Origin of the sequence: Rhizobium sp. H4, from assembly GCF_003013335.1 — a bacterium.
GTDB classification, from domain to species: Bacteria; Pseudomonadota; Alphaproteobacteria; order Rhizobiales; family Rhizobiaceae; genus Rhizobium; species Rhizobium sophoriradicis.
Map to the genome: position 1 here is coordinate 196,889 of NZ_PSOW01000002.1, position 16,714 is coordinate 213,602.

11 protein-coding genes and 1 pseudogene are annotated in these 16,714 nt (G+C 62.0%); 5 read left to right on the plus strand and 7 right to left on the minus strand.

Annotation, left to right across the window (positions count from 1 at the left end):
- Positions 1 to 7 precede the first annotated feature (7 nt).
- On the plus strand, positions 8 to 1,321 hold the full coding sequence (locus tag C4N04_RS03710; RefSeq protein ID WP_077991777.1) for a hypothetical protein: 1,314 nt from the start codon (positions 8 to 10) through the stop codon (positions 1,319 to 1,321).
- Positions 1,322 to 1,332: 11 nt separating this feature from the next.
- Positions 1,333 to 1,548: pseudogene (locus C4N04_RS03715) on the plus strand (hypothetical protein); the annotation flags it as partial.
- A gap of 82 nt (positions 1,549 to 1,630) precedes the next feature.
- Here C4N04_RS03715 and C4N04_RS03720 read toward each other — a convergent pair.
- The 3 genes from C4N04_RS03720 to C4N04_RS03730 form a co-directional block, all read right to left on the minus strand.
- Positions 1,631 to 2,806 (minus strand): sulfite oxidase, encoded by a 1,176-nt coding sequence (locus C4N04_RS03720; RefSeq protein WP_183738707.1) that lies wholly within the window; start codon positions 2,804 to 2,806, stop codon positions 1,631 to 1,633.
- 359 nt (positions 2,807 to 3,165) lie between these two features.
- The gene (locus tag C4N04_RS03725; RefSeq protein WP_077991775.1) at positions 3,166 to 5,634 is read right to left on the minus strand and encodes an adenylate/guanylate cyclase domain-containing protein; all 2,469 of its coding nucleotides are present in this window, start codon (positions 5,632 to 5,634) and stop codon (positions 3,166 to 3,168) included.
- Positions 5,635 to 5,717: 83 nt separating this feature from the next.
- Positions 5,718 to 6,815 (minus strand): branched-chain amino acid ABC transporter substrate-binding protein, encoded by a 1,098-nt coding sequence (locus C4N04_RS03730; protein ID WP_077991774.1) that lies wholly within the window; start codon positions 6,813 to 6,815, stop codon positions 5,718 to 5,720.
- A gap of 239 nt (positions 6,816 to 7,054) precedes the next feature.
- Here C4N04_RS03730 and C4N04_RS03735 point away from each other — a divergent pair, with 239 nt between their 5' ends.
- Positions 7,055 to 7,375 carry an antibiotic biosynthesis monooxygenase gene (locus C4N04_RS03735; protein WP_009995004.1) on the plus strand — a complete coding sequence of 107 codons (321 nt, stop codon included), beginning with the start codon at positions 7,055 to 7,057 and terminating at the stop codon, positions 7,373 to 7,375.
- 15 nt (positions 7,376 to 7,390) lie between these two features.
- On the opposite strand, the gene C4N04_RS03740 is transcribed toward C4N04_RS03735, so the two are convergent.
- The 4 genes from C4N04_RS03740 to C4N04_RS03755 all read right to left on the minus strand — a co-directional run bounded on the left by C4N04_RS03740 (position 7,391) and on the right by C4N04_RS03755 (position 11,534).
- On the minus strand, positions 7,391 to 8,794 hold the full coding sequence (locus tag C4N04_RS03740; protein WP_106795458.1) for an MATE family efflux transporter: 1,404 nt from the start codon (positions 8,792 to 8,794) through the stop codon (positions 7,391 to 7,393).
- A 143-nt stretch (positions 8,795 to 8,937) separates the two neighbouring features.
- The gene (locus C4N04_RS03745; RefSeq protein WP_106795459.1) at positions 8,938 to 10,182 is read right to left on the minus strand and encodes a TCR/Tet family MFS transporter; all 1,245 of its coding nucleotides are present in this window, start codon (positions 10,180 to 10,182) and stop codon (positions 8,938 to 8,940) included.
- Positions 10,175 to 10,381 carry a hypothetical protein gene (locus C4N04_RS03750; protein WP_009995917.1) on the minus strand — a complete coding sequence of 69 codons (207 nt, stop codon included), beginning with the start codon at positions 10,379 to 10,381 and terminating at the stop codon, positions 10,175 to 10,177. The genes C4N04_RS03745 and C4N04_RS03750 overlap by 8 nt, the downstream gene beginning before the upstream one ends.
- Positions 10,382 to 10,613: 232 nt before the next feature.
- The gene (locus tag C4N04_RS03755) at positions 10,614 to 11,534 is read right to left on the minus strand and encodes a neutral zinc metallopeptidase (protein ID WP_009995918.1); all 921 of its coding nucleotides are present in this window, start codon (positions 11,532 to 11,534) and stop codon (positions 10,614 to 10,616) included.
- 484 nt (positions 11,535 to 12,018) lie between these two features.
- Here C4N04_RS03755 and C4N04_RS03765 point away from each other — a divergent pair, with 484 nt between their 5' ends.
- Positions 12,019 to 13,047 carry a zinc-dependent alcohol dehydrogenase family protein gene (locus C4N04_RS03765; protein ID WP_077991771.1) on the plus strand — a complete coding sequence of 343 codons (1,029 nt, stop codon included), beginning with the start codon at positions 12,019 to 12,021 and terminating at the stop codon, positions 13,045 to 13,047.
- A 171-nt stretch (positions 13,048 to 13,218) separates the two neighbouring features.
- Positions 13,219 to 16,707 carry a carbamoyl-phosphate synthase large subunit gene (carB, locus tag C4N04_RS03770; RefSeq protein WP_038690297.1) on the plus strand — a complete coding sequence of 1,163 codons (3,489 nt, stop codon included), beginning with the start codon at positions 13,219 to 13,221 and terminating at the stop codon, positions 16,705 to 16,707.
- Positions 16,708 to 16,714: the final 7 nt, after the last annotated feature.

The following is a 16,714-nucleotide window of genomic DNA, read 5'->3' on the forward strand; positions in this document are numbered from 1 at the left end:
GACGCGCATGCCGATAGACAATGCGAGATTGGCGCCGATGCAGCCGGGTGTATCCGTGGAGGAGCTGAAGGCGGCTTTGGGGACGAGCTGGCAGGAGCCGGGCGTTCAGGCGGAAGGCTATTTGCATATCGAGGAGTTCGGCACGCGCATTACCGCCGATGGCAGGCTTGGCGAAGTTCATTTCCGTGCCCCCTTCGAACTTCCGCCTATCCATGGCGTCAGGATGGGAATGCCGGCCGAAGAGCTGCATCGGCTTTATCCCGTCGCCGAGCGCATCTCTGACGAGAGAGAGAAATACGGTTGGACCATGCTGAAGATGAACCTGTCGGATACGCTCATGCTCGGGGTAGGCATCAGAGAGGAAGTCGTCAGGATCATCAGCCTCACGGATCCGACAGCGGTCTATCCAGAGCGGCCCTATAAATATGCCGATCCCAACCTCACCGAGGCTTACGATCTGACGATGACCGATCCTGTCGACCTCGCCCGCCGTCCCGAAAGCGGCTGGTGCTACGGCCGTCCGCCCGGCATCGATGCCAGGATATGGCCAGTCAGCACCACAAACGGTCTGCCGCTTCGCCACGCCTTCACGGTGAAACTGCCGCCGCAATATCGCACACTTGGCGATAATTACGTGGCGATCTCGCTCTTCGTCGACGAACAATGGGAGACGCTGCCGGCAAGGGAAAACGTGGCCGGAGGCGCGCGCCACGCCGATCCGCGCCGCTTCGACATCAAATACATGGACAACGAATACGTTCTCTTCTGGCTGACGGAAGAGGAGTTCGCTGCACCGCTTGGTGTGCCACCCACAATCGAGGGCGCCCCCGTCCCCGGCTGGCTCTCGAAATCGCCGCTTGAATATTTTGGAGAATTCAATCTGCCTAGAACTGTGGCCGAACAGCAGGCAAAGAACGTCTTTTCGCCCGGTGGACTTGCCGTCAACGAGCTTCTAGCGGCGACCCGGCCCCAAGACGGATGGAAAAACCTGCCGGGCCGCGAGGCGCTGGATTACGGCTGGCCGATCGAGATCACGCTGCGCGAAGGCGATCCGAATATTGGCAAGCCGGCGCGCGAATTCAGGCACCAAAACGAGCTCAGCGGCTATATCGTCGCATATTCGGAGGAAGGCCAGGAACAAGGACTGGAGCGCTTTCTGGACTGGCAAGCCCACCTTGGCGGCACGATGTTTCCGATGCAGGGGTATCCCGATTTCTCACCTTACTACATCGAGATCTCGGAAATCTTCGGCGGCTTCAATTTCGGCAACGGGGTCGCCCAGATCGATCTCAAGGAGATGAAGCTCGAATGGGCCTGCTGACGCTGGAGGGATGGGAAAACGGGAATGCCAAATTCATCCGCGATCGCGGCGGCATGGTGGGCAAAGCGACTCGTGTGGCCAAAGACAGCATCTCGAAAGCCGTGAACCCCTTTTGTGGATATCTTGTAGTCGAGGCAGAGACCGCCGAGGAAGTGGCGAGGCTGTTCGAGAACCACCCGCACATTACAGTCTTTCCGGGGGACGGCGTAGATATCTTCCTAAGCTGAACGGCATCGTGGTCAGAAGCTGCGGCATCTAAGCTAACGGCTGTTTTGCGCCGAAAGCCGCCATTCCGCCCCATGCGGGTGATTAGATCACGAATTCCTCCTCGTACGTCTGTGGCTCGGGAACGACCGTAACCTCCACCGGTACGATCCAATTGGCCGCGTAGCTCTCGCAGTCGGAACGCTGGAGGTCGGGCTGCACGCACCCCGCACCATCGATCGCGCGACATCGCAGTATGTATCGCCCCGCTTCTTCAGGGGTCCACATGTACTCCCACAAGCGCCATGCGAAGGGACGTTCTGTTTCGAGGAGCCTTCCCTCGCGCCAGCCCCTGCCATCTCCGGTGCAGACCTGCACCTGCCGGATAGGAGCCTCTCCGCTCCAGGCGGCTCCGAAAATCCGATACGGTTGGCCGGCGACGAGACGCGCGCCCTGCACGGGACGCGCGATCTGCGCTTTGACCTCCATCTCCGCAAGCGGGACCAGCCTGGGTTCCCCGAGGCTGCGCTCCCAACGGAAATAGTCGCGCGCCTGCCAGTAGCCAAGGAACGGTTGCTCCACAACCGTGATATGTGTGATCCACTTGACCCAAGCCATGCCGAACCAGCCACCCACGACCGCGCGTAGCGGGTAGCCGTGATCGCGCGTCAACGGCTCCTCGTTCATCGAATAGGCAAGGATCGTGCTGTCAGCGATGGCCTTCTCAAGCGGTAAGCTGCGCGCAAAAGCGATGGGGCCTGGAGAAGCCGTTTTCTTGTTCGTGTCGACGACGCCGCTGTCTGCGCCTACGAGCAGAACCTCACATGCGGTTCGCTTAACGCCCGCCATTTCTAAAATCTCGCGGAGAGGAACACCTGTCCACGCGGCATTGCCGACGGCTCCGTTCTGCCACTGCAACCCCTCCTTCGGCGGCACATAGTAGACGCGCCCGTTGCCTGCGCACTCGACGACGGCAGTGAAACTCGTGCTCCGCATCGCCTTGATGCTGTCGAGGTCGAGTTCGATCGGCCGCTCCACCGCCCCGCCAACGCGCAATCTCCAGTCTCGCGCATCGAGGTCCGGCGACGGGAAATGGTTTCGCACGAAGAACAGCTCGGTTGGGATCAGCCAATCGGAGAGTGATGCAAACGGAAACTCGATATTCTCAGGGGATTTCTGTCGAACTATTAGACTGGGTTGCTCTGGTGTCGGCATCGTCCTCGTTTCCCCTTTCAAGAGTACAACGTTGGCACTCGGTCGCGCGAATTCCGGTTTGATCACACCGCCCCTCGCAATGCGTCTCTCGCGTTCCGTCCCCACTCTAGCACATACCGCAGGTTCCTCGGATCGACCTCGAACGGCAGCAAAGGGCCGGAATGCTGCTATGGGCCTCACGTCTCTTTCGCGCCCCCATAATGGTCATCGAGCCAGCGGTCGCTATTGCTGCAAAGCGGACATAGTGCAGCGACAACATGGGTCGGTGTTGCGCCAACAGCAGTCCCTCGTCCGGATTCGCACAATGACCGCGCGCCATTTCATGGGCCGAGCCAGCGTTGCAGGAAGGTCGAGTTGCGACGCTGGCCCGAGGGCTGGTCGACGAGTTTGGTGCCTGTGGAGGCGACAACCCGCGCGAACGGAGCCTACGATCCAGGCTTGTGACAAAGTCGATCGAGCGTGTCTCGAAGTGCGGCGGCGGCCTGATCGCGCTCATCGGTAGACATAAGCTCGGGCTCGGCTTCCAATCTCAGGTGCGGCAGTTCGGTCCGGACAGTACGACGGCTGCGGACCAGATTTTCCTTCAGATCGACCACGCGATAGGTGGCGACCGGATAGGCTATTCCCTTTACGTGGACATGCCCCAGTTCCTCGCACTCGATCGTGTCCTTCACTTGCGCAAACGTCTCATAAGAAATGAGCACGGTGCCCGGCGACGCTTCCTGCTCAAGACGCGAGGCGAGATTCACGGCGCCGCCGATTATCGTGTAGTCCATCCGGTCCTCGCTGCCGAAGTTTCCCACAGTGCAGTAGTCTGTGTGAATGCCAATGCGGCAGCGCAGCGGTGTTTCAATTCCGATATCGCGCCAGATTTCGCCAAGCTCGCTCATTCGCTTTTGCATGGCGAGTGCCATCTGCACGCAGGCGAGCGCGTCATCCTTGACGCCGCGGGTTTCCGGATCGCCAAAAAACATCAGGATGGCGTCTCCGACATACTTGTCGATCGTCGCGCCGTGATCCGAAGCAATCTTCGACATTTCCGTCAGATAGTGATTGAGGAGCTGTGTGAGATCCTCGGATTCCATTTTGTCCGTGGTTTCGGTGAAGCCGGCGATATCGGAGAAGCATATCGTCAGCTTCTTCCGCTGGCTGGCGATCCTGACGTCCTGGCGGCCGGTGAATATGGAGTTATACACTTGCGGCGCCAGGTATTTCGCCAGCTTGCTGGAAAGCGCCTCGAGAGCTGCGGATTTCTCGGCGAGGTTTTCCTCCCGTTGCTTCAGCTCGGTGATGTCCGAGTAGACGGCCACCGTGCCACCAGCCGTGATCCGCCGCTCGCTGATCATGATCCATCGTCCGTCGCGACGCCGCTGCACCGACGTTTCACCAGGGTTGCGATGCCGCGAAAGCCGCTCGGCAACCCACTCCTCGACTCGCCCCTCAGCATCCTTGATGTAGCCGCCTTCAGCGGACCGGCGCACAATCTGCTCGAATGTCGTGCCGGGTGTCATTTCCTCCAGACCGGCGTACAACAGCTCGCGGTAGCGGCTATTGCTCAGCACGAGCCTGTCCTCGCCATCGTAAAGAGCGAATCCTTCGGAGATGCTCTCGATGGCATCCACAAGCCGCTGGCGCGCTTCCGCAACTTCGCGCAGGCTGTTTTCCTCCACCTCGACCGCAGTGTCCCGGAACAGCCTGAGCGCCCCGGCCATGCGGCCGATTTCGTCGCCGCCGCCGGCGGGCATCTGCACATGCAGATTGCCGCCCGCGATGGCCAGCATGCTTTGGCTTACCTCTCCCAGACGGGCGAGAAGGCTGCGGTCGACATAGAGCCAGACAACTAGAACCGAACTCAGCAGGCTTAGAAGGGCGGAGCCAAGGACAATGCCGGTGCCGTAGCGCTGGACGACCGAGGCTTCGAGGGCGGACGCGGCGATCTCATGGTTTGCCTTTGCAACCAGGCGATCGACTGCCGCGGTAAGGTCGCGCGACAGTCGGCTGTTTTCAGCCAGAAGCTTTTCGCCCTGCGCAAGGACAGCAAACTCGTCCTGTCGTACCTTCGGGATCCCGTTCTCACCGTCGGTCAGCGACTTCAACTCGTCCAGCCGTTGTTGGAAGCGGGTCCGCAACTTTTCGTCGATCTCGGTGGAGACCGTTTCGAGTGCGGCGAGCGACCGGCGCAGCGGAAACAGGATCAGCTTCAGATCTCCCGGCGTCGGCGCGTTGGCAGTTTTGACCAGCGCGTCGTTGACTGCCGAGATCTCCTGTTGCGCCCTCTGCTGGGGGATGTAGGCCGCGATTGCCTTGACCAGGTCGCTCGTCGCCGCAGCACGCGTATCTGGTGGTGCGGCGGGATCAGCCACCGCTGCGCGCCATTGGGGAACCTTGGAGTTCATCACGACGATGCCGGGCGCGAGGAGACGCTGACTTGCATTTGACGTGTCTGACAAGCGGCGCAGCAACTCCTCCTTGCGCTGAACCATGGTAAGGCGAACGGCCACAACATAGTCGAGAGCATCGAGGTTTCGTCGCAGACCAATCACGGCGTCTTCGATTTCCGTCACCGCCGTCGCGCTGAATGCGGTGCCTTTAAGTGCGGCGAGCAACTCTTCGAGACGCCGCATCTCGACTCCGATTGCAGCCGAGACCTGGTTGTGCTGAACCGTGCTGGTCGCCGCCAGAACTGACGGCGCGGTGGAGGCGACCCTCTCAGCCTGGCGCGACAATTGGAGAGAGGCGAGCGCCGTCGGCACCCGTTCCTTGGTGATGCGATCGACCACGTCGCCGACCTGAAGGAAGGCATAGAGAGCTGCGGCGGTCGCGAGCACCGCGAAGGTGCTGATGCCGAAGAAAGCGAGCAACAAGCGCCCGCGTATGCCGACGCGTTCAAACATGGCGGCAACCGCGAGGTCTGGCTTGCGCAGCCACCAAAGTCTGCACAGATTGGTCTAAAGCGATCCACCCGGCCGGCGGTTGACTATTCCAGCGGCACGTATTCGCCACCCTTCCAGACATACCATATCCAGCTTTGAACGGTGAGGTCGCCCTTGTCGTCGAAATCGACCCGGCCCATTGCCGTTTCGAATTGATTACCTTGCATTGAGGCGATCACCTCTTGCGGCCCTAGAGAACCGGCCTTCTTCACCGCCTGCGACCAGACCTGGACGGCGGAGTAACTGAGCAGTGTGTAGCCTGCGGGCTCGAAATTCTCGGCACGGAAACGCTCGACGACTTGAGCCGCCTGAGGGACGCGCCGTGGGTCCGCGCTAAACGTGAAGAGCGTACCCTCGGCGGCAGATCCGGCGATCAGTGCAAAGTCCTCGCTCGCCATGCCATCGCCTGAGACGAGTTGAAGTGCGTAGGCGCGGTCTCGTGCAGCGCGAACCATAAGCGCGACCTCGGGCAAATATCCACCAACATACAACACGGCGATGCCGGCGCCCTGTAACGCCGAGATCTCGGCCGTATAGTCGTTCTTCCCAGGGGTGAAGGCCTCGTAGATCGCTTCGGTGACACCCCGCTTATTCAACTGCTTTCTGGTCTCGTCGGCGAGCCCCTTCCCATAGGTAGTGTTGTCGTGAAGGATCGCTATTTTCTTGTCACCCCAGCGATCGGCCAAATAGTTGCCGGCGACCACCCCCTGCGCGTCGTCGCGACCAATGACGCGGAAAACATTGGCACGACCTTGTTCGGTCAGCAGCGGATTGGTCGAACCCGGTGAAATCTGTAGAATTCCCGCGGCCTCGTACACCTTGGATGCCGGGATCGAGGCCTGGGAACAGTAATGCCCGACGACGAGCACCACACCGTCGGCCACCAGTTTCTGGGCGGCCGCCACAGCCTGCTCGGGATCGCAAAAGTCGTCGACCGTGATGAGTTGCACCTGCTGCCCGAGCACGCCGCCAGTCGCATTGATGTCGGCCACCGCCATCTCTGTGCCGCGCTGCATCTGCTCCCCAATCCAGGCGAGCGGTCCTGTGACCGGGCCCGCCGCTCCGATCAGGATCTCCGCCCGCGCCAGACTGCCAAGCGAAACGACGAGCGCGACGATAGCTGCAGTAATGCTGCTGCGCATGGTGTACCTCCTTCACAGCTTACGCCAATTTAGTCCCCGCCGACAGCCCCCGCGCAGGCGCAGATCTCTCCGCCTTTCTGCAGCGCACTTGCCTCTTATACAGTCACGCTGGAACGCGACGGCTTCAGGAAGCGGTCGCCCCGAAATTCCACTGACCGGACGTCTTCGCTTCCGTATTGACCTCAACCACACTTGAGGAATTACAAACGCCCGCAGACATCCGATGTAGGAGAAAAGGGATGAGCGGAGCTTTCTATCGTGTCGATAAATTCGTCGTGCCGGCTGCGGCGCGCGAGGAATTTCTCGTCAAGGTGATGATGACCCATAAGCTGCTGGAGGCACAGGAGGGTTTCATCGATCACAGGGTACTGGAGCAGGTCGCCGGTCCCGGTGAATTCAATTTCGTCACCATTGCCGAATGGGAAAATACCGAGGTCGTCGAGCGTGCGCGGGCAGCCGTCGCCGCCGCCCACAAGGCCGCCAATTTCGATCCGCAGGAAATGTTTGCCCGTCTCGGCATTCGCGCCGATATCGCCGGCTACAAACCTGTCGCCGCTTAAGGCCGGACGGCTGGCTCAGGCGCCAGCCGGCGCGCCTTCCCGGCGAAGGAGAAGATAGAAGCGTGCGCAGAGCATGACGGCGGCAGCCGCCAGTCCGACGAGGAAGCCGAACCAGATGCCGATGCCGCCGAAGCCGAGCGGGAAGGCAAAGGCCCAGGCGAGGAGGAAGCCGATCGGCCAATAGGCTATCAGCGCCATGATCATCGGCACGCGCGCATCTTTCAGGCCGCGCAGCAATCCGTTAGCGATCACCTGCAGCCCGTCGACGAGCTGGAAAAGCCCGGCAACGACGATCAACGGCCCGGCATAGGCCAGCACTTGCGGCGCCTCCGGCGAGTTGACGTCGAGGAACCAGCTGCCGAGGAATTGCGGCATGGTGGCAAAGATCACCGAACCCACCACCGAGATCGCGCAGGCAATGACAACAACCATGATCGAAGCGCGCACCAGCCCGTCATAATCGCCCTGCCCGTGCGCCACGCCGATGCGTACCGTCGCCGCCTGGCTGAGACCGAGCGGGATCATGAAGGCGATTGAAGCCCATTGCAGGGCGATGCCATGCGCGGCGAGTTCGATGGTGCCGATATAACCCATCAGAAGCGACGCGACCGTAAACAGACTGACCTCGGCAAGCACGGTGACGCTGATCGGGAAACCGAGGCGCAGGACCTCCAGCAGTGCGTGCCAGTCCGGCTTCCAAAACCGCACAAAGATCTCGTAGCGCCGCGTCTCTTCCCGCCGCTGGACAAAGACGAGGATGAAGAGGAAGCCCGCCGTCTGTACGACCACAGAGACGATCGCCGCACCCTCGAGCCCCATTGCTGGAAAGCCGAAATGGCCGAGCACGAGGGCGTAGGCGAAGATCGCATTCATCACCAGCGTGACGATGGTGACGTTGAGGATGATGCCCGCCTTGCCGATGGCGCTGACGAGGGCCCGCATCACGTTGAAGAGAAGGGCCGGCAGCACGCCGAATTGGCCAATCATGATATAGCCGTGGGCGAGCTTGGCCACCTCCGGCTTCTGCTGTGCAAAAAGCAGGATCTGTTCCGCATTGAAAAAGGCCGGTTGCGCGATGATCCAGAATCCGATCACCACCCAGAGCCCCATGCGCAGCGATCGGCGCACCGAGACGACGTCGCCGCGGCCATAGGCCTGCGCCACCATCGGAATGACGGCAATGGAAAAGCCCGAGCCGAAGATGAGGATCGTGAACAGGAACTGGGCCGACAGCACCATGGCCGCCAGTTGCTCGGCGCCAAGGCGGCCGATGATCATCACATCGGTGGTGTGGATGCCCAGCTGGGCAAGCTGGGCGCCGATCAGCGGAATGCCGAGCGCCAGCGTCGCACGGAAATGTGCGCCCCAACGGTTATCGTTTGTCGGCGCAAGGCTGCGCGCGTCGATCGACGTGTCCATGACACCAGTCCTGTGATTGAAATATGTGGTCGTCGCAACTTGCTGCGAAATATCATTCGGACTTAGATCAAAGCCCGGGCAAGAACCACCCCAAAACAAGCAGATGATGAAAAATTCATCATCGCATCACCATTTCTGATCAATCAGCCAGTGGCTTCCAGCGCGTCGACCGGCTCCCTCGCCCGAACCCGTGTGAGGAATACCCCGGCGGCCAGAAGGATGAGCACGGCGGCCGTGAGGTAAGGCGCGCCGGCAAAAGTGACGGGCGCCTCAGGCCTTGTGAAATAACCGAACATCTGCGTGAAGATCAGCGGGCCGACTATGGTGGTGATGCTGCTGAGGCTGGTCAGCGCACCCTGCAGCTCGCCCTGCGCCGACGGCGGCACCATGCCGGCGGCAATGCTGCGCAGCGGCGGATCGGCGACATTTTCGATGACGGTCGCGACGATGACGACGTAAACCACCCAGCCCTCCCAGGCGAAGGCATAGCCGGTCAGTCCTGCGGCGGAGAAGCAGAGGCCGAGAAGCGCCGTCTTCCATTCGCCGAGCAGAGGCACGACACGCGGCAGGACCAAGCCCATAACGAGCGCCGCACCGATGCCGTAAATGCCGAGCGACAGGCCGATCTGCCCCTCGCTCCAGCCATAGCGGTAGGTCGATACGAACGACCAGACGGAGGGATAGACGGCATGCGCCAGGAAAAACAGGAACATCACGAGGCTGACCCAGCCGATGCCGGGGTAATGGCGCATCTGGCGCAGCGCGCCGAGCGGATTGGCACGTTTCCACTCGAAGCGGCGGCGGTTCTTCGCTTCCAGCGTTTCCGGCAGCAGGAAGCAGGCGGCGATAAAATTCAGAAGCGACAAAGCGGCTGCGCCGAGGAACGGCACGCGCGGACCGAATTCCCCGAGGAAACCGCCGATGACGGGGCCGATGGTGAAGCCGACGCCGAAGGCGATGCCGATCAGCCCGAAATTCTTCGCCCGATCCTCCTCGGTGCTGATATCGGCGATATAGGCCGAGCATGTGGCGAAGCTGCCGCCGCTGATGCCTGCAAGCACGCGGCCGACGAACAGCATCCAGAAGCTGGTGGCGATGCCGCAGATGAAATTGTCGATCGCAAAGGTCAGCACCGACAATAAAAGGATCGGCCGGCGGCCGAAACGGTCGGACAGGTTACCGAGCAGCGGTGCGAACAGAAACTGCATGCCGGCATAGACGAGCATCAGCCAGCCGCCGTCGATTGCCGCATCGCTGACGCTGCCGCCGGTCAGCTGTTCCAGATAGGCCGGCAGCACCGGCATGATGATGGCGATGCCGATAATGTCGAGAAAGAGGATGATGAAGACCAGGAAAAGGCCGCGGCGAACGAATTTCGGGTCAAGCATGAGGCATCTCTACAGCGATTGTTTCTGAAAAGACGATCTCGTCGCCGCCCAAGTGACATAACTCAGAAAGGAAAACGAAACAATCCGTGAACATTTCAAAGTTTTTGATGAGCTGTACGGGAAGTTTATGAAACCCCTCAACCGTCAGGCGCGGCGGGGTGGTCGGCAACCACCTGGCGGGGACGGCGTCCTTGCGCATCCCCACGCTCAGCCCGAAGGGCCCGAAGCGAAGGTCCTGCCGTGGGCCCCCTCATCCGACCCTTCGGGCCACCGACCGGGGGTCGAGCCGCGGGTCTCAACCCCGTCCTTGGGACCCCCGCTGGGGAGAAGAGGGGATCGAGACGTTGCGGCAAGTCCCCTTCGCCCCAGCGGCGAGAAGGTGCCGGCAGGCGGATGAGGGGGCGACGCTCGCAAACCTTGGCTAAGCAACCTCAAACCGGCCCCGAGAACGTATCGCAGGCCGACAATTGCCCGCTGTCGAAGCCGCGCTTGAACCATCTGACGCGTTGTTGCGAGGTGCCGTGGTTAAAACTCTCGGGCACGACGTAACCTTGCGACCGCTTCTGCATCGTATCGTCACCGATCTGCTGGGCGGCATTCAGCGCCTCTTCGAGGTCGCCCGCCTCCAGGATGCCCTTCTGCTGGGTATATTTGCCCCAGATGCCGGCGAAGCAATCGGCCTGCAGCTCGACCCGCACCGACATCTCATTGGCCTGCTCCTCGCTCATGCGCCGGCGGGCCTCGTTGAACTTCGGCAGGATGCCGAGTAGGTTCTGCACGTGGTGGCCAACCTCGTGGGCGACGACATAAGCTTCGGCGAAATCGCCCGAAGCGCCGAACCGGTCGGAGAGTTCCTGGAAGAAATCCGTGTCGAGATAGACCTTGTGATCACCTGGGCAGTAGAACGGCCCGGTCGCGGCTGAGGCGAAGCCGCAGCCCGATTGCGTTTGTCCCGAGAAGAGCACAAGGCGCGGCTCCTCGTAATTCTGGCCCTGTGCCTGGAAGATGCCGTTCCATGTATCCTCGGTCTCTGCCAGAACGGTGCGCATAAAAGCGGTCATCTCGTCGTTGGCTGGCGTGCGTGTTCCTTCTGACTGGCTCTGTTCGTAGCCGGGGCCGCTCGATATGCCGCCGGTTTCGAGCACCTGCAGCAGGTCGACGCCCATCAGCTTGAAGATGAAATAGATCACGACGAGAAAGATGATCGTTCCGATGCTCAAGCCGCCGCCGGCGCGGCGAACGCCGCCACCGGAAGGAAAATTGAAGCCGCCGCCGCGGCCGAACCCGCCGCTCCTCGGATTGCTGCGGCGATCTTCGATATTGTCGGACTGACGCCGGCCTCTCCATTCCATTTTCGTTCTCCCCGGCAATGCCCGTGCTTGCACTCAAGGAATTTATATAACCGCAGGCAGGAGGAATTCCAGCGGCTTCATCCGCATGCAAAACAAGCGGTTGAACGGCTCACTTTTTGCTCGAGCCGGGTTGCGCCGGTCCCTTTTGTCCGCCACTTCTGCCGGCACTGCCATGCGACTTGCCTACCCCCTGACGTGCCAGCTCCTTATCCACGGTCTCCCGCGAGCCTTCCGCCGGTTCCTTGTCTTTTGGATCTACCATCACAGCCTCCAGCTTCTCGACCGCAAACCTGAAGCACAGGATATTGTTCCCTGACGGAGCAAACGCCGTCGGCAGGCGTCTTCTGATCGTGACAGCCAGCAAACCCTGGTCGGCCGCAGCTATGCCCTGCGTCCCGTCACGAAAAGGAGATGCGTCAACCGCTTGACGCGGCTCCTGCTTTCGCTCTTCCTGAAGCAAGGGAGAACACGGGAGGAACTGCGAATGAAGGCCGTGCGTCTGCAAGCAATTGGACAGTTGCAACTCTGCGAAGTCGAAAAGCCAGCACCCGGCCCCGGGGAATTGCTGGTCCGCGTCGAAGCCTGCGGCATTTGCGGCACCGACCGCCATATCTTTCACGGCGAATTCCCATCGAAGGCGCCGGTGACGCTCGGACATGAATTCGCCGGGATCATCGAGACGATCGGGCCAGGCGTGACTGGTTTCCGCCTCGGCATGCGCGTGACCGGCGATCCGAACATCTCTTGCGGCGGCTGCGAGGAATGCCGGCGCGGCCGGGTCAATCTCTGCCGAAAGCTGCGGGCCATCGGCATCCACCGCGACGGCGGCTTCGCCGAATATGTCTGCATGCCTGAAAGCCAGGCCTTCGCTCTGCCGGCCGATCTCGATCCGCTCCACGGCGCCTTCTGCGAGCCGATTGCCTGCTGCATTCACGGCGTCGATCTCGCCGGGCTGAAAACCGGCTCGTCGGCCATCGTGCTCGGCGGTGGCGTCATCGGCCTGCTCACGCTTCAACTGGCGCGGCTTGCCGGTGCGACCCGTATCTTGCTGGTGACCCGCAGCGCCGAAAAGCGGCGGCTGGCCGAAAGCCTCGGCGCCACTACCACAGTCGATCCCGGGGATGGCGATCTCATCGCCCGCATCACCGCTGAGAACGGGCTGCTGCCCGGCGGCGCCGATGTCGTCTTCGAATGCGCCGGCGTGGCAGAGACCATGCAGCAGGCGCCTCGGCTTGCCCGGCGCGGCGGCACCGCCGTCATTCTCGGCGTCATGCCGCAGGGTGCCACGATCGAGATCGAACCCTTCGACCTGCTATTTCGCGAAGTCGCGCTGATAAGCTCCTTCGTCAACCCCTTCACCCATGCCCGCGCCGCCGATCTCATCGCCTCCGGCAGGGTCAGAGTCGAGCCGTTGATATCCAGGCGGATCGGGCTCGAGGAGGCCCCGGACGCGATCACCAATCCGGCGCGCGGCGGCGAAATCCGCGTCCTTGTCGTACCCGGCGTTAAATAGGCTTTCGCGCGATCTCGGATTCCTGTCGATTCCGCGATTTATGGGGTTCCGTTTGCAAATACATTTGCCTATAAGCCGCTTCTAGCCTGAAAAGACCCTCAATGCGCGACCCGACCCGGTGATCTCCCACCCTGGCCGGCTTTTTGCGCAGCCAGACAATGGATATTGCCCATGCCGAAGCGCCAAGACATCAAATCGATCCTCATCATCGGCGCGGGACCGATCGTCATTGGCCAGGCTTGCGAGTTCGATTATTCCGGCACCCAGGCCTGCAAGGCGCTGAAGGAGGAAGGCTACCGCGTCATCCTCGTCAACTCCAACCCGGCGACGATCATGACCGACCCGGGTCTCGCCGACGCCACTTACGTCGAGCCGATCACCCCCGAGGTCGTTGCCAAGATCATCGCCAAGGAACGCCCGGACGCGCTGCTGCCGACCATGGGCGGCCAGACGGCTTTGAATACCGCGCTGTCGCTGAAGCGCATGGGCGTGCTCGACCGCTACAATGTCGAGATGATCGGTGCCAAGCCCGCCGCCATCGACATGGCCGAAGACCGCGCGCTGTTCCGCGAGGCGATGGCCCGCATCGGCCTGGAAACGCCGCGCTCGATGCTGGCGAATGCCACCGACATCAAGGACCTCGATCGCAAGACGCACGAGGCCGAGCGCAACAAGCTGCGCGAGAGCCTCTCGGGCTCTGACCTCGACAAGGCGCTGGACGAGCTGGAAAACCAGTGGAACCTCGGCGAGAGCGACCGCAAACAGCGATATTTGAACCACGCCATGGCGATCGCCGCCCAGGCGCTCGATCATGTCGGCCTGCCCGCCATCATCCGCCCCTCCTTCACGCTCGGCGGCACCGGCGGCGGCATTGCCTACAACCGCTCGGAATTCTTCGAGATCGTCGGCGGCGGCCTCGACGCCTCGCCGACCACTGAGGTGCTGATCGAAGAATCGGTGCTCGGCTGGAAGGAGTATGAGATGGAGGTCGTCCGCGACAAGGCGGACAACTGCATCATCATCTGCTCGATCGAAAATATCGATCCGATGGGCGTCCATACCGGCGATTCGATCACCGTCGCTCCGGCGCTGACGCTCACCGACAAGGAATACCAGATCATGCGCAACGCCTCGATCGCGGTGCTGCGCGAGATCGGGGTCGAGACCGGCGGCTCCAACGTCCAGTTCGCCGTCAACCCGAAAGACGGCCGCCTCGTCGTCATCGAAATGAACCCGCGTGTGTCGCGCTCTTCGGCGCTGGCCTCCAAGGCCACCGGCTTCCCGATCGCTAAGGTCGCTGCCAAGCTCGCCATCGGTTACACGCTCGACGAACTCGAAAACGACATCACCGGCGGCGCCACGCCCGCCTCCTTCGAACCGTCGATCGACTATGTCGTCACCAAGATCCCGCGTTTTGCCTTCGAAAAGTTCCCCGGCGCCTCGCCCGTGCTCACCACCGCGATGAAGTCGGTCGGCGAAGTCATGGCGATCGGCCGCACCTTTGCCGAATCGCTGCAGAAGGCGCTGCGCGGCCTTGAGACCGGCCTGACCGGCCTCGACGAAATCGAAATCCCGGATTTCGAGGAAGGTGAATCCAGCCAGAACGCCATCCGCGCCGCCATCGGCACGCCGACGCCCGATCGCCTGCGCATGGTCGCCCAGGCGCTGCGCCAGGGTCTCAGCATCGAAGAGGTGCACGAGGGCTGCAAGATCGACCCCTGGTTCATCGCCGAGCTCAAGAACATCGTCGACATGGAGGCCCGCATCCGCGAGCACGGCCTGCCCGGCGATGCCGACAACCTGCGCATGCTGAAGGCGATGGGCTTCTCCGACGCGCGCCTGGCGACGCTGACCGGCAAGCGCCCGAAGGAAGTTGCCGAACTGCGCAACGGCCTGAACGTCCGCCCCGTTTTCAAGCGCATCGACACTTGCGCCGCCGAATTCGCTTCGCCGACCGCCTATATGTACTCGACCTATGAGACGCCCTTCGTCGGCGCCGCCCGCTCGGAAGCCCAAGTCTCCGACCGCAAGAAGGTCGTCATTCTCGGCGGCGGCCCGAACCGCATCGGCCAGGGCATCGAGTTCGACTATTGCTGCTGCCACGCCGCCTTCGCGCTGAAGGATGCGGGCTATGAAGCGATCATGATCAACTGCAACCCGGAAACCGTCTCGACCGATTACGACACGTCGGACCGCCTCTATTTCGAACCGCTGACGGCAGAGGATGTCATCGAGATCCTGCGCGCCGAGCAGGAAAAGGGCGAAGTCGTCGGCGTCATCGTCCAGTTCGGCGGCCAGACGCCGCTGAAGCTTGCCGAGGCGCTGGAAAAGAACGGCATTCCGATCCTCGGCACTGCGCCCGATGCGATCGATCTCGCCGAAGACCGCGACCGCTTCCAGAAGCTTCTGATGAAGCTCGACCTCAACCAGCCGAACAACGGCATCGCCTATTCGGTCGAGCAGGCCCGCCTGGTCGCTGCCGAAATCGGCTTCCCGCTGGTCGTGCGCCCGTCTTACGTGCTCGGAGGCCGCGCCATGCAGATCCTGCATTCGGAAGGCCAGCTGCAGACCTACCTGCTCGACACGGTGCCGGAACTGGTGCCCGAGGACATCAAGCAGCGTTATCCCAACGACAAGACCGGCCAGATCAATACCCTGCTGGGCAAGAACCCGCTGCTCTTTGACAGCTACCTCACCCACGCCATCGAAGTCGACGTCGACTGCCTCTCTGACGGCACCGATGTCTACGTCGCCGGTATCATGGAGCATATCGAGGAAGCCGGCATCCACTCCGGCGATAGCGCCTGTTCGCTGCCGCCCCGCTCGCTGCCCGTCGAACTGCTCGACGAGCTGGAGCGTCAGGCCAAAGCCATGGCGAAAGCGCTGAACGTCGGCGGCCTGATGAACGTCCAGTTCGCCATCAAGGACGGCACCGTCTACGTACTGGAAGTCAATCCGCGCGCCTCGCGCACCGTGCCTTTCGTCGCCAAGACCATCGGCGCGCCGATCGCCAAGATCGCCGCCCGCGTCATGGCCGGCGAGAAGCTCGATGCGACCTTTGCCGCCTACGGCACGAAGCCCGATCCGCGCAAGCTGACGCACATCGCCGTCAAGGAAGCCGTGTTCCCCTTCGCCCGCTTCCCCGGCGTCGACACCCTGCTCGGCCCCGAAATGCGCTCGACCGGCGAAGTCATCGGCCTCGACACCGATTTTGCGCTGGCCTTCGCCAAGTCGCAGCTCGGTGCCGGCGTCGAACTGCCGCGTGACGGCACGGTCTTCGTCTCCGTGCGCGACGAGGACAAGCCGCGCGTGCTGCCGGCGATCCGCATTCTCGTCGAACAGGGCTTCAAGGTTTTGGCGACCGGCGGCACCGCCCGCTTCCTCGGCGAAAACGGCATCACCGCCACCAAGATCAACAAGGTTCTGGAAGGCCGCCCGCATATCGAGGACGCGATCCGCAACCGCCAGGTCCAGCTCGTCATCAACACCACCGACGGCAACAAGGCGATCTCGGACTCCAAGTCGCTGCGCCGCGCGACGCTGATGCAAAAGGTGCCCTATTACACGACGATGGCCGGCGCCGAAGCCGCCGCTCAGGCGATCAAGGCGCTGAAGGCCGGCAATCTCGAAGTCCGGCCGCTGCAAAGCTACTTCGCCTGAGATCAGA